At 43.7% G+C, this 12,691-nt stretch carries 14 protein-coding genes; all 14 read right to left on the reverse strand.

Annotated elements, in window-relative coordinates; genetic code table 11:
- Nucleotides 1–52 precede the first annotated feature (52 nt).
- On the reverse strand, nucleotides 53–817 hold the full coding sequence (locus H8Z82_RS06990; RefSeq protein WP_019162705.1) for a DeoR/GlpR family DNA-binding transcription regulator: 765 nt from the start codon (nucleotides 815–817) through the stop codon (nucleotides 53–55).
- A 50-nt stretch (nucleotides 818–867) separates the two neighbouring features.
- Entirely contained in the window at nucleotides 868–1,416 is a 549-nt protein-coding gene (locus tag H8Z82_RS06995) for a BMC domain-containing protein (RefSeq protein WP_019162706.1), read from the reverse strand.
- Nucleotides 1,417–1,432: 16 nt separating this feature from the next.
- Nucleotides 1,433–2,761, reverse strand: coding sequence for a 4Fe-4S dicluster domain-containing protein (locus H8Z82_RS07000; protein ID WP_186994689.1), 1,329 nt, complete (start codon nucleotides 2,759–2,761; stop codon nucleotides 1,433–1,435).
- Between the two features lie 4 nt (nucleotides 2,762–2,765).
- A complete protein-coding gene (locus H8Z82_RS07005; RefSeq protein WP_019162708.1) occupies nucleotides 2,766–3,032 on the reverse strand; it encodes a EutN/CcmL family microcompartment protein in 267 nt (88 codons plus the stop codon).
- Between the two features lie 94 nt (nucleotides 3,033–3,126).
- Nucleotides 3,127–3,750: a phosphate propanoyltransferase gene (locus H8Z82_RS07010; RefSeq protein ID WP_330699333.1), complete on the reverse strand. Its 624-nt coding sequence runs from the start codon at nucleotides 3,748–3,750 to the stop codon at nucleotides 3,127–3,129.
- A 56-nt stretch (nucleotides 3,751–3,806) separates the two neighbouring features.
- Nucleotides 3,807–4,085 carry a BMC domain-containing protein gene (locus H8Z82_RS07015; RefSeq protein ID WP_005427721.1) on the reverse strand — a complete coding sequence of 93 codons (279 nt, stop codon included), beginning with the start codon at nucleotides 4,083–4,085 and terminating at the stop codon, nucleotides 3,807–3,809.
- 245 nt (nucleotides 4,086–4,330) lie between these two features.
- Nucleotides 4,331–4,639 carry a BMC domain-containing protein gene (locus H8Z82_RS07020; protein ID WP_019162711.1) on the reverse strand — a complete coding sequence of 103 codons (309 nt, stop codon included), beginning with the start codon at nucleotides 4,637–4,639 and terminating at the stop codon, nucleotides 4,331–4,333.
- A 72-nt stretch (nucleotides 4,640–4,711) separates the two neighbouring features.
- Nucleotides 4,712–4,987 carry a BMC domain-containing protein gene (locus tag H8Z82_RS07025; RefSeq protein WP_019162712.1) on the reverse strand — a complete coding sequence of 92 codons (276 nt, stop codon included), beginning with the start codon at nucleotides 4,985–4,987 and terminating at the stop codon, nucleotides 4,712–4,714.
- Nucleotides 4,988–5,142: 155 nt separating this feature from the next.
- Nucleotides 5,143–5,457 (reverse strand): BMC domain-containing protein, encoded by a 315-nt coding sequence (locus tag H8Z82_RS07030; RefSeq protein ID WP_019162713.1) that lies wholly within the window; start codon nucleotides 5,455–5,457, stop codon nucleotides 5,143–5,145.
- Nucleotides 5,458–5,484: 27 nt separating this feature from the next.
- On the reverse strand, nucleotides 5,485–6,699 hold the full coding sequence (locus H8Z82_RS07035) for a zinc-binding dehydrogenase (RefSeq protein ID WP_019162714.1): 1,215 nt from the start codon (nucleotides 6,697–6,699) through the stop codon (nucleotides 5,485–5,487).
- Nucleotides 6,700–6,726: 27 nt separating this feature from the next.
- Nucleotides 6,727–8,115, reverse strand: coding sequence for an aldehyde dehydrogenase family protein (locus tag H8Z82_RS07040; protein WP_019162715.1), 1,389 nt, complete (start codon nucleotides 8,113–8,115; stop codon nucleotides 6,727–6,729).
- Nucleotides 8,116–8,144: 29 nt separating this feature from the next.
- Entirely contained in the window at nucleotides 8,145–9,014 is an 870-nt protein-coding gene (locus H8Z82_RS07045) for a class II aldolase/adducin family protein (protein ID WP_186994690.1), read from the reverse strand.
- A gap of 179 nt (nucleotides 9,015–9,193) precedes the next feature.
- Complete coding sequence (locus H8Z82_RS07050) at nucleotides 9,194–9,985, reverse strand: glycyl-radical enzyme activating protein (protein WP_173742202.1); 792 nt, start codon at nucleotides 9,983–9,985, stop codon at nucleotides 9,194–9,196.
- A gap of 15 nt (nucleotides 9,986–10,000) precedes the next feature.
- Nucleotides 10,001–12,526, reverse strand: coding sequence for a glycyl radical protein (locus tag H8Z82_RS07055; RefSeq protein ID WP_186994691.1), 2,526 nt, complete (start codon nucleotides 12,524–12,526; stop codon nucleotides 10,001–10,003).
- Nucleotides 12,527–12,691: the final 165 nt, after the last annotated feature.

Genomic DNA, 12,691 nt, shown 5'->3' on the forward strand with positions numbered 1-12,691 from the left:
TGCTCCTTTTCTGTTACTGTCCACTTGGTACACAGTAACCCTTTCTCTGGTTTCAGACAGGATATCTGCACTCTATACCCAGTTTTTCAAAGTATATCCTCCACCTGTCCTCAGGTCTTTTATCAGTTACAACCATATCTACTTCTTTCATACTTCCCGCAACTGAAAAAGCTTTTTGGTCAAATTTCGTACTGTCTATAACCAAAATTTTCTTGCGTCCTGATTTCATCATAGCTCTTTTGGTTGAGCCAAATGCCTCCTGCGATTCCATGATTCCCCATTCCTGATCCAATGCTTTACAGGAAATGATAACCTTATCTACATAATAAGACCGGATAGATTCATCGGTTTTAGAGCCAAGGAAGGCCAGATAGCCTTCCTTCATAACTCCGCCTGTTGAAATAATATTCCATCCGGATACATCTGCCAGCTCCAGCAGAATCTCCAGAGAATTGGTGATCACAGTAAGTCTTTCTTTTCCTTTCAAAGCCTTTGCCACAAAAACCGCTGTGGTACTGGCATCCAGAAAAATATGATCTCCGTCATTTACAAGGGAAGCTGCAATTTCCGCCATTTTCTGCTTTCCCGAAACATTCTGGTTTTTACGGACATTAAAAGGTAAATCAATGCTTATATCCTCATTTATCACCGCTCCACCGTAACTTTTTATGGCAAGACCCTCTTTTTCAAGCTTGTCCAGATCACGGCGAATGGTCTCTTCAGAGACATTATAAAGCTGGCTGAGTTCACTGACTACAACCCGCTTCTCTGCCTGTAGTTTATCGAGAATCAGTTTCCGTCTCTCCAATGCAAGCATACTCGTTGCCCCCTTTACTGAGGAAATTCTCAAACATTCAATCTAAGATCTTACAAAATACTGTCAATCATTCGTCTGTCAGGATGTGCGATCACGGAAGAATCCAGATACATTCCCTTGGAAGATACCAGTTGCTTTGCTCTCTCAATAGAAGCCTCTACAGCTGAAACCTCACCTGTAATCATCATATATGATTTTCCACACATACCTTTTGCAATACGAAGTTCGATCAAATCAACGATCGCTGTTTTCGCTGCCTGATCTGCAGCCTCAATGATAGAAGCCGCATCATAGGTTTCCAAAATTCCCAGTGCACTGATTTCATCCACCTGTGTGGTTCCATAAATAGCCGGGAAAATAGATTCATGAGGATTACCCAGTACAAAACTGTCAATACACTTATCCTCATATGTAGTAACTGCTGCATCAACAGCTGCTTTTACCGCACTTAAGTCACCGGTAATAATTGCAATATATTTACCAGGACATACGGTCTGAGCCTCGATGATCTCTACCTCAGATGTTTTTACCATAGCATCTGCTGCGGTAACGCCGGTAGCTGTAGTTTTAAATTCAATCATTCCGATTGCTTTACTCATTTTGTGCACGTCCTTTCTAATTTACTGCAATTATGATATAACGGTCTGTCACTTCTGTCACTTTTCCATTGACAGAAGCATGGATTCCTACGCTTAAGCCCTGTGCAGGCTGAGCGATCATCTGTCCTCTGGTTACCGTATCACCTGCTTTTACTATTGCCTGAGCAGGTGCTCCGATATGCTGGCTCAGAAGAATTTTTACTTTCTTAACCTGTATCAGTTCTTCGTGGAGAGGTGCATCCTTGTCATATTTTGTAAGACCAAGACGTGCCATAAGACGTTCTTCAGGAACTTTACGATATTCTCTTGATTCCTGAACCGGTTTTGGCTGTACGCCCTGAGGCGGTCTGATGCCGGCTTTTCTAAGTCCGCCCTTCATATCAGCCAGAAGGCTTCTCGGTGCCAGACTCTGAGGACAGGAATACATCTCACATACACCGCAGGAACTGCAGAAGGATGCATCAATATATGGATTCAAATCCCTGAAATCCTGATTTGCTGCTGCGCGCATAAATTTTGCAGGATCAATGGGATGTCCCAGATTATGTCTCGGACATAAATCAGTACATGTATTACATTGACAGCAGATAGATGCTGCACGTTTTAAATCTATGGAAGAAGTCCGCTGCTTCTTCGCTACGATAAGATGGTCTTTTGGCAGTACCAAAATCGCATTTGTTGTCTTAGTCACCGGATCAGAACCATTTCCGATACGTCCCATCATCGGACCACCGACAAAATAGACCGGATCTTTTACTGTTGTGTTTCCAGCCTGGGCAACAACTTCCTCCAGTGTACATCCCAGAGGAACTCTCACTGTGACCGGATCACTTACCTCAGCAACAACAGATACATATTTATCAGTTACCGGCTGCTTCTCCTCAACCGCACGATATACGTTATAAACAGTTTCTACATTGAATACGGCTACTCCCTGCTCAATAGGCAGTCCGCCCGGCCGTACCACTCGTCCTGTAGCTTCATAAATAAGTACAACTTCGTCACCCATAGGATATACTTCGTCCAGAAGATGAAGTCTCATTCCCGGGAACTCCTCAATGTGCTGGTTCAACGCATTAATTGTCTGTACATAAGATTTTTTAATTCCAATGATCGCTTCAGAAGCCCCTACCGTTTCCTGGATCATATGGAATGTTTTCATAATTTCATATGCATGTTTTTCCAATAACTGTCTGTGTAATTTCAGTAATGGTTCACACTCTGCACAGTTCATAAGAATGGTATTTGCCTTATCTGTGAGCTTCATATAGGTAGGAAATCCCGCTCCACCGGCACCTACTACACCATTCTGCTGTATAATATCCTGTAATTCTTTGATTTCCATGGCGTTACTCCAATCCCGCACCGTCATCAATGATTCCGACTATAGCCGCATCTACCGGTGCTGTTTCTACGCCGCAGCCAATTCTTGCTGCGCTACCCTGTGCCACCAATACATATTCTCCCACTCCTGCTCCGATCATATCGATCGCAACAAGCTGGCTGAGGTCACCCTTCATATGATGCACAGGCTCGATGATCATAAACTTATTTCCTATTAATTTTTCACATTTACGGGTGGAAACAACACTCCCAACCACTTTGCCTACTATCATATGAGCCTCCGAATTATTATTGTTATGTCAACTCATTCACCGATAACCGTATAGCTGTTCCTCAGCATATACGGTTATCAAATGAATAAATATATTATTTAATGATCGTTACTGTATTGCCTGTGGCAATTTTTGCTGCATTTGCTTCATCTGTGTCAATATGCATTTCCAGAGTAAAGCTGTCATCCACACGGATCTTAACCTGATTAAAGATAGTTCCTCTTTCATTATCAGCTTTCACGGATACGATATCTCCATCCTTTACACCAGCAGCCTGAGCATCCTTCGGAGACATATGAATGTGACGCATAGCCACAATACAGCCTTCCTTCAGATAAATAGCACCCTTAGGTCCTACGATAGCAATCGGAGCACTTCCGGCAATATCACCTGATTCACGAACCGGTACATTCATTCCCAGTTTGATTGCATCCGTAGCAGATACCTCAACCTGTGAAGCCTTACGTACAGGTCCAAGGATTCTCACATTCTCAATAGCACGAAGCTTCAACCCTACAATAGTAACAGTCTCATTAGATGCAAACTGTCCACCCATAAGTGCTTTCTTCTTTGTAAGCTGATATCCAGGTCCGAATAATGCTTCTACATGCTCCTGTGTCAAGTGAATATGTCTTGCGGAAACTCCAATAGGAACAACAAAGCCATTTCCCGTTTCTTTATTCTGGTCAATTGCCTGAAGTACCAATCTGGTAATCATTTCAATATTATTTGTTTCCAAGAATACACCTGCTTTCCGTCAGAACTGACTTTAAATTATTTTAATACAGGCAGGATTTTCTCTACATCTGTGTGTGGTCTTGGGATTACATGTGTAGCTACTAATTCGCCAAGTCTGGATGCTGCTGCACTTCCGCTCTCTACTGCAGATTTAACTGCTCCTACGTCTCCACGAACCATAACTGTTACAAGTCCGGATCCGATTTTCTCTGTTCCTACTAATGCAACATTAGCTGCTTTACACATCTGGTCAGCTGCCTCGATTGCTGCTGTAAGTCCTCTGGTTTCAACCATTCCTAATGCTTCCTGTGTCATGATTTTTTCCTCCTTATGAAATACTGTTCCACGAATTTCTTCTTTTACTGTTTCTTTTTTTATTGCCGTTTTCTTCGATGTTTCTGTAGTTTTTGCCGCCGTTCCAGCTGCTGCAGCTTTTGTTTCATTTGACGTTTCTTTCTTCACAGCAGTTTTTGCTTTTGAAGCTGTACTCCTTGTTCTTCTGGGAGCAGCAGCCTTTCCGGGAGCTTTATTCTCTGCTTCAGGTTTCTTTTCTTCAGCCATCATTCATCCCCCTGTTTCGCCTGGTTCTTCCAGCGGCTTGCACTTAATTCCACAATCTTGACAATCTCTTCATGTGGTCGGGCAATCACTGCATAACTTACCGGTTTCTTAATCGCGCCTGCCACAGCAGCCTCTACAGCTTCTGTTACGGCAGACACATCGCCTTCAATTATAATGGTAACCAGTCGTCCGCCCAGCTTACGTTCCCATGACGCCAGCTCAACGTCTGCAGTTTTACACATGATATCAAGAGCGTCAATCGCTGCTACAACACCAGTGATTTCTATAAAACCATATGATTTACTCATGAGCGAACTCCTTTTAGATCACTGCACAATGTGATATGTACAGTACTCTATAATTTATACTACCGTGACTGGTCAGATGCTTGGAAGGATTTTCTCTACATCATTGTGAGGTCTCGGAATTACATGTGTAGCTACTAATTCGCCAAGTCTGGATGCTGCTGCGCTTCCGCTTTCTACTGCTGCCTTAACAGCTCCTACATCTCCGCGAACCATAACTGTTACAAGTCCGGATCCGATTTTCTCTGTTCCTACCAGTGAAACCTCAGCTGCCTTTGTCATTGCATCAGCTGCTTCAATTGCTGCTGTAAGTCCTCTGGTTTCAACCATTCCTAATGCTTCCTGTGCCATTTTCTATTCCTCCTGAATTTCCTGAATCAACGATAACTGTTCTTGTTCTGCAGCTACGTTTTCGGTTTTCTATTGATGTCTTATCATAACTGTTCCGTATTCAGCTGAGTACTGAACAGTTACATCTTATCTTATAATTCAAGGATATGCAACTGTTATTGCTTATCCAGGGCGCTGATCTTCAGCATTTTCTCCGTTCCCTCTTCGGGATTCGGAATGATATAATGCTGTACCACACCAGTCATTCTGTTCGCAACTTCCATGCCTGCTTCCACAGCCGCTGTAACGTCCGTTACACTTCCTCTGAACTTGATGCAGACAAGGAGCGGCACCGGCAGGCTGTCAGCATTAGCTGGTTTATTCTTATCGAACACTTCCAGACGGACATTTGCTGCCTTGCATCCGGCATCGCCTGCTACAAAGGCTGTTGTAAGTCCAAATACCTCTAAAATTCCTACAGCTTCTGCCATTTCGTTTCTCCTCTATTGCCAGGCCTGTTATTTATTTACTACCGCGATCTTCAATCCTGTCATAGCCAGGTTTGTCTGAAGCGCCTCATTGATCTGCTCTAACGGGAATTTGTCAGTGATCAGTTCGGACATTGGCAGACCGATTGCATTTGCTCTCTTGAGGAAATCAAAGGTTGTAACATAATCTCTCAGAGTATATACCCAGGATCCAACCAGATTGATTTCTTTGGAGCAGAGATCAAAATGAGGATTGATCACTGCATCTCCACCATTGATGAAGAATCCAAGTTCGCAAAGACCGCCGCCATTGCGGATAAATTTATAAATATTTGCATGAGCCTTCGGGTTACCTGTACACTGGAAAGCGAAATCTGCAAGATGTCCACCCTGTGCTTCCTTAACAGCCTCAGCCAGTGCTTCTGTTTCCTTGAAGTTCATAAAGTTAACGCTTGTTGTTGCGCCCATTCTCTTGGCAAACTCAAGACGTTTCTCATTTCCGTCTACAGCGCAGATATTTTCAATACCCATAGTACGAAGTACTGCGATACAGATCAGACCGATCGGTCCGCATCCCTGTACAACAACTCTGCTGTTGAAACGAAGGATTCCTGTTGTTTTTGCTCTCTCTACCGCATGTACAAGTACAGCACATGGCTCAATCAGGATTCGGGAATCCAAATCCAGATCACTTACATTAAAGAATGTAGTTCCAAAGCTTCCGCCTCTTAAGAAGATGTAATCTGAGAACCATCCGTTAAGATGTATATCATCATCCGGAAGAAGTCCGTATACGTCAGCACCGCCTACGTTTTTCTTGTTCAGGTCAAACATTGTGATATCAGGATCATCTTTAAAGATCATACAGGTAACAACCTTGTCACCAACCTTAACCGGTTTTCCGGCTGTATCTACTTTAACATTTTTACCCATTGCAACGATCTCACCTGTTCCCTCATGTCCGAGAGCTACAGGGATCAGATTAAACGGATCTCTCTTGAATTCATGTGCATCTGTACCGCAGACACCGCATCCCTCTACTTTAACCAGGATGTCATCATCTCCGATTGGAGGAATCGGGTATTCTTTCAGTTCAAAATGCTCTTTTTCTGTTAACACTGCTACTCTGGCTGTTTTAGGAATTGCACCACTGTTGCTGGATGCAGCTGCTGCCGGTGCTGTTCCTGTCATGCCGGAGAGAACCTGTTTTACGATTTCTTCAATATTCACGTTATTCATATCCATGTTCTTTTCTCTCCTTTAATACACTGATTAACGAATGCATAAATTGTCTACCATTACGCAGCGTCTTCTCTTTGTAAATGTGCTTGCACTGGTAAGACCCTCGCCTGTACGGCTGGCAATTGTAAAGGTAGCATATCCTTCACCGCCAAATCCAAGCGCTGAATAAGACGGAGCATTCTTTACAAGAATTGCTGTATCAATTGCTTTTGCATATTTTGTGATATTATCGATATTCTTTGAATGAATATGTGCGGAATGGCGATTGCCATGCTCCAGCCATACTGCCTGTTCTACGGCATCATCAAAGTCTCTGGCTCTTACAACACCCAGGATTGGCATCATGAGCTCAGTTGTGATCAGCGGATGTTCCTTCGGTCCTTCAAATACAATACATCTGATATTTGCCGGCGCCTGTACACCGATCATAGAAAGAAGAGTCTTTGCATCACGGCCTACGCATTTACGGTTCAGTTTACCGCCTGCAAGAACAACTGATGTCAGCTTATCCTGCTCTTCCTTGGATGCAAGATAGCAGTCATTTTCGCTTACCAGGTAATGCATCAGTTCATCTACAATAGAAGATACTGCAACAATTTCCTTCTCAGCAATACATGGAAGGTTATTGTCAAATGTACATCCATTTACAATGTCCTGAGCTGCTTTACGGATATCTGCGGTCTCATCAACCAGTGCCGGTGGGTTACCTGCTCCGGCTCCGATACCACGTTTACCTGAAGAAAGCACTGCAGTTACTACACCAGGGCCACCTGTTGCTACGATCAGATGAATATCCTTATGCTTCATCATAGTGTTGCTTGTTTCCAGAGTAGGTTTTTCAACTGTAACTGCGATATTGTCCGGGCCACCGTTTTCCAGAGAAGCCTCGTTCAGCAGATTGATTGCATAAATAGATGTTTTGACAGCTGCAGGATGAGGATTAAATACAACTGTATTTCCACCTGCCAGCATACCCATAGTGTTGCACAGTACTGTCTCACTTGGATTTGTACACGGAGTAATGGCTCCGATCACACCAAAGGGTCCCATCTCAACAAGAGTCAGACCTCTGTCTCCTGTCCATGCAGTAGTTGTAATATCTTCTGTTCCAGGTGTCTTATCAGCAACAAGAATATGTTTCAAGATCTTATCTCCTACATTTCCCATTCCTGTTTCCTCAACACCCATACGTGCCAGTACTTCTGCATTATCTTTGATTTTTTTACGAATACAGGTAATAATTTTCTCTCTCTGATCCATGGACATCTTCTTAACGATCTGCTGAGATTTCTTTGCAGCCTCGATAGCATCATTCATATCTTTGAAGATTCCATGTTTACCGGTCGGAGCGTCTGCAATCTGCATCTTTGCCATTACTTCCTGTACAATTGACTGTACCATGTTCTCATTAATTGGCATGAGACTGTCCTCCTTAATCATTCAAATATTTATTTCATTCCCAGCTGTTCCATAACTCTCTTTGTGATCTCAGCAACTACCTGTGCATCGTTCTGTGCAGGAGCTTCTTCTGCACATCCACAGTCACCGCCAACGAAATCATACTGATATCCAGGGAATTTCTTGAATTCACCGCCATCATGACATGCTCCGCCACAGTTATGGCAGTTCATACCACTCTTGTTCTGGCAAAGGTTTGCCGGATGTTTACCAGCCATACCGAATTTACGACGGATTTCATACAGTTTCTTAATATTCTTCTCATCGAATTCCTTCGGGCCACCCAGTAATTTACTCTGATACAGAAGCTGTGCATAGAATTCTACAGATTCCATTTTCATGTAAGCTGCATTCAGGTCTGTGCTCCATGTCAATGCTCCGTGGTTTTCAAGAAGAACTGCATCAAAATATGGAAGATATTTTTCAAGATTGTCCGGAATCTCCATTGTAGAAGGTGTACCATATTCAGCGATCGGAACGCATCCAAGAGCGATAACTGCCTCTGGCATGATCGGCTGTGTAAGCGGAATACCTGCAATTGCAAAAGATGTTGCATACATAGGATGTGCATGTACAACAGATCCTACATCCGGTCTCTTCTCATATACTCTCATATGCATCTTGATCTCGGATGATGGTTTGAATCCCGGATTAGCCTGGATCACATTACCCTGGGCATCAACTTTACAGATAAACTCTGGTGTCATGAAACCTTTGGAAACACCTGTTGGTGTGCAAAGAAATTCATTGTCATTTAATTTTACAGAGATATTTCCGTCGTTAGCTGCCACCATGTTACGATTGTAGATTCTTCTTCCGATGTCACAGATCTGTTTTTTGATTTCAAATTCGTTTACCATGCTCATTTTCCTCCTTAAGGCATTTGGTTCTTTGACGTTTCTTCACTGATCATAACATAATCCGCATAAAAAGTCAAGAGAACAGCGTTGTTTTGTGTTGTTTTTTATGCCTTTTCTGTGTTGTTTTTTGTTTGTTTTATATTTATGTGGATTTGGGATTCCACATATAATATTTATTTTCATCCTCCGATCTGGCAGTCAAGTGCGCAGACAGCATGTACCGCTTTTTTAAGGGTTTCCATATGCTCTTTTGTCGGAGGTTCGATATCTCCCATGAGATAGGGCCTTCCAAGGCCTTCATATTTATCCTGTCCTAATCTGTGGTAAGGCAGAAGATGTATCTTATCCACTCCGGGAAGAGTTGACGCAAATCTGGCAATCCCTTGAATCTCCTCTACCGTATCATTAAAAGTAGGAATTACCGGCACCCGGATCACCAGGCGAGTCTTACCTGAAACAGCAACCTTTCTGGCATTCTCCATCATCAATTCATTGGATTTCCCGGTAAAGGCTTTATGTTTTTCATGGTTTGTGTGCTTAATATCCATCAGATAGGTATCCAGATAAGGAAGGATCGCTTCTATGGTCTCCCAGGGTGCGCAGGCCATACTCTCAATGGCTGTAGTGATTCCCCGTTCCTTTGCTGCACGGAGCAGATCCCTGGCAAAATCAGGCTGGCACAGGCACTCGCCTCCGGAAAGCGTCATACCGCCCCCCGAACGATAGTAATAAGGCCTGTCCCTTTCCACCTCTTCGATCATCTCTCTGACTGTAGTATCATAACCGATCACCTTATTTTCTCCCAGAACCTTCATATTCTGAATTCTGTATTCCTGGGATTCCGGGTTACAGCACCATTTGCATCTGAGCACACAGCCCTTCAGAAAAACAATAGTTCTTATTCCAGGTCCGTCATGGATAGAATATCGCTGGACATCAAACACCCTGCCCTTTGTATCCAAATAGTCCATGTTTTCCCCTCTCTGTTAAAATCCCTGCTCTGTACGGCGGATAATATCATCCTGCAGAGATCTGGAAAGCGTTGTAAACAGTGCACTGTAGCCAGCCACACGTACGACCAGATGTTTATACTTCTCAGGATGTTCCTGTGCATCCAGCAGAGTTTGTCTGTCAACTACATTAAACTGCATGTGCATGCCCTTCTGGTCAAAGTAGGAACGGATCAGTGCCACAAATTTCTCAAGTCCCTCCCGTCCTGAAAGAGCAGACGGATGGAATTTCTGATTAAACAAGGTTCCATTGGATACAATAAAATGATCCAGTCTTGCAACAGAAGATGCTGCTGCTGTCGGTCCCTTTACATCCTTGCCTGCTGACGGAGAAACTCCATCTGCCACAGGAGTATGTGCATATCTGCCGTCAGGAGTAGCTCCTGTCTGTCCGCCCAGCGGAACATTTGCAGATACCGGATAAAGTCCTGCCTGGAACTGTCCCCCCCTTGGATTCTTATAATTCTGAAGAGGCTTGGTATATGTATAGGCAACCTCTCTGGCAAAATAGTCAACCTCCGGAATGTCATTTCCGAATTTCGGAACCTCATCGATCATGTCGTGGATTTCTTTGAATCTGGAAAGCTTATCCGGTTCCGGCTTCATGCCGATCAGACTGTTAAGCACTGCAGCCGCTGTAGATGCATCCACATTCCGTCCTGCCGCCTTCATAGCCTTCAGGATCTCTGTTCCAATATCTCCGGCAGACTGGGCATCCAATCCTTTATCGTAGTTCCATATCAGTGCTTCTTTCAGCTCTTTCATGGAAATCTTCTTTTCATCATAAACCAGCTGGCGTACTGCAAAAAGACCATCTGCCATATTTGCGATACCAAAGCCCTGCGGTCCTGTGAAATTATAAACTGCACCGCCTTCCTGAACGGATTTGCCTTTTTTCAGGCAGTCATCCACCATACAGGAAAGGAATGGCAGCGGACATCTCTCCGCATGTGCCACATCAATGGCATTATCCGCATTTACAAGAAGTGAAATACAATATTCCATCTGTTTCTTGTAAGCATCAAAGAATTCCTCAAAGGTGTTCATCTGAGTCACATCGCCGGTAGGAATACCCACCATCTCACCCTTGTCCATACCATTGGAGAAAACAAGTTCCAGCGGACGGCACATATTGAAGAATGCAGCATCATGCCAGCCTTCTGTCTTACCTGCTTTCTGCGGTTCCACACATCCGATAATGTTATAGTCACGGGCATCTGCCAGGGAAAGTCCTCTGTTCTGCAATGCCGGAATGATCACCTCATCATTGTAATATGCCGGCAGTCCGATTCCTGTTCTGGTAAGCTCTGCAGCCTTGATCAGGAATTCATGAGGGGAACCGTTCCACACTCTTACAGAAAGGGAAGGCTGAGGCAGTCTTACATGCATGGAAGCCTGAATGCACATAATAGAAAGATCATTTGTCACATCTTCCCCTTCACTGTTCTGACCACCTGCGATCAGGTTCTGGAAAAGGCTGTAACCTGCAAATCCCTCTGCTGATGCCGCATCACGGCATTTATTCAGGTCATTCAGTTTCACCCAGATACAGTCCATCAGTTCCTGTGCGTACTCTCTGGTAAGAGCACCTCTCTCCACATCCTTCTTATAATATGGATACATATACTGATCAAAACGTCCTGGAGAAATAGAGTGGCCACTGGATTCCATTTGTAACAGCTGCTGTATAAACCAGAATGACTGGCAGGCTTCATAAAAGCTGTCTGCACCCTTTCCCGGTACTCTGCTGCAGTTTGCAGCAATCTGAAGCAGTTCCTGTTTTCTGACAGGATCTGTACACTGTGACGCCATTTGCTCTGCAAGCTGTGCATAGCGATGTGCATAATCAATCACTGCCTGGCAGCTAATCAGTACAGCTTCCAGAAAATGAGATTTGCGGGCATAATCACCATCACCTACATTGCATTTTTTCAGTTCTTCCCGGGTTTTCTCCATAATACCCTCGAAACCGATTTCCAGTACCTCCCAGTATTTTACAGTAACATGTCCTACGCCATTATAGAAATAATTTCCAGGTGTAAAGATATTATGTTCGATAGCCTTAATGGCTTCCGGTGCCATATAGGAAGTAGCAAGTTCACTGGTTGTTCTTCCCTTCCAGTATTTATCTGCTTCCAGCAGATCAGCTTTAGTCTGCTCTGCAATATCAAATGGGTCAGCTGTTCTGGTAGCAACTGTGTCCAATTCAGCCTCCAGCCATTCATAGGAAAATTCCGGGAAGGTCTGACATCCTCTGGGAGCAATAGTACTGCTTCCTACAATCAATTCATTATCGCGGATGATAATCGGAATATGATGCAGAATATGCGCAAATGCTTTGGCCCTGCGGGTAATGATCGGTTCACCTTCCGTCTCCTTATAAGATTCCGTCAGAAGCTTCGCTCTGGAAGATTCGATCACCGGCATGTGCTCATAAAGGGCATCTACCAGCTTCTGGATTCTCGGAGATTTGGGAATATCTGATGTTTGAAATTTTTCCATATTTCTCCTTTCTCATGAAAGAGGAGTTTTTCATCTTCGCATTGCCATTCCCAACGCTCAGACAAATTTCTTTCTCTTTTTCATGTACTCATGTAAAGTCATTATACCTCATTCGCCTCATAAGGTCAACAAAAAACAACATATTTCAAACTGTTTATATGTTGT

The sequence above is a fragment of the Blautia difficilis genome, from assembly GCF_014297245.1.
Classification (GTDB): domain Bacteria; phylum Bacillota; class Clostridia; order Lachnospirales; family Lachnospiraceae; genus Blautia_A; species Blautia_A difficilis.

Coding starts and splice junctions, on each gene's coding strand:
- H8Z82_RS06990 (WP_019162705.1), bottom strand. CDS start 817: ATGCTTGCATTGGAGAGACGGAAACTGATTCTCGATAAACTACAGGCA.
- H8Z82_RS07010 (WP_330699333.1), bottom strand. CDS start 3,750: ATGATTACCAGATTGGTACTTCAGGCAATTGACCAGAATAAAGAAACG.
- H8Z82_RS07045 (WP_186994690.1), bottom strand. CDS start 9,014: ATGGTAAACGAATTTGAAATCAAAAAACAGATCTGTGACATCGGAAGA.
- H8Z82_RS07035 (WP_019162714.1), bottom strand. CDS start 6,699: ATGGATATGAATAACGTGAATATTGAAGAAATCGTAAAACAGGTTCTC.
- H8Z82_RS07030 (WP_019162713.1), bottom strand. CDS start 5,457: ATGGCAGAAGCTGTAGGAATTTTAGAGGTATTTGGACTTACAACAGCC.
- H8Z82_RS07015 (WP_005427721.1), bottom strand. CDS start 4,085: ATGACACAGGAAGCATTAGGAATGGTTGAAACCAGAGGACTTACAGCA.
- H8Z82_RS07040 (WP_019162715.1), bottom strand. CDS start 8,115: ATGCCAATTAATGAGAACATGGTACAGTCAATTGTACAGGAAGTAATG.
- H8Z82_RS07005 (WP_019162708.1), bottom strand. CDS start 3,032: ATGATAGTAGGCAAAGTGGTTGGGAGTGTTGTTTCCACCCGTAAATGT.
- H8Z82_RS06995 (WP_019162706.1), bottom strand. CDS start 1,416: ATGAGTAAAGCAATCGGAATGATTGAATTTAAAACTACAGCTACCGGC.
- H8Z82_RS07000 (WP_186994689.1), bottom strand. CDS start 2,761: ATGGAAATCAAAGAATTACAGGATATTATACAGCAGAATGGTGTAGTA.
- H8Z82_RS07050 (WP_173742202.1), bottom strand. CDS start 9,985: ATGGACTATTTGGATACAAAGGGCAGGGTGTTTGATGTCCAGCGATAT.
- H8Z82_RS07020 (WP_019162711.1), bottom strand. CDS start 4,639: ATGAGTAAATCATATGGTTTTATAGAAATCACTGGTGTTGTAGCAGCG.
- H8Z82_RS07055 (WP_186994691.1), bottom strand. CDS start 12,526: ATGGAAAAATTTCAAACATCAGATATTCCCAAATCTCCGAGAATCCAG.
- H8Z82_RS07025 (WP_019162712.1), bottom strand. CDS start 4,987: ATGGCACAGGAAGCATTAGGAATGGTTGAAACCAGAGGACTTACAGCA.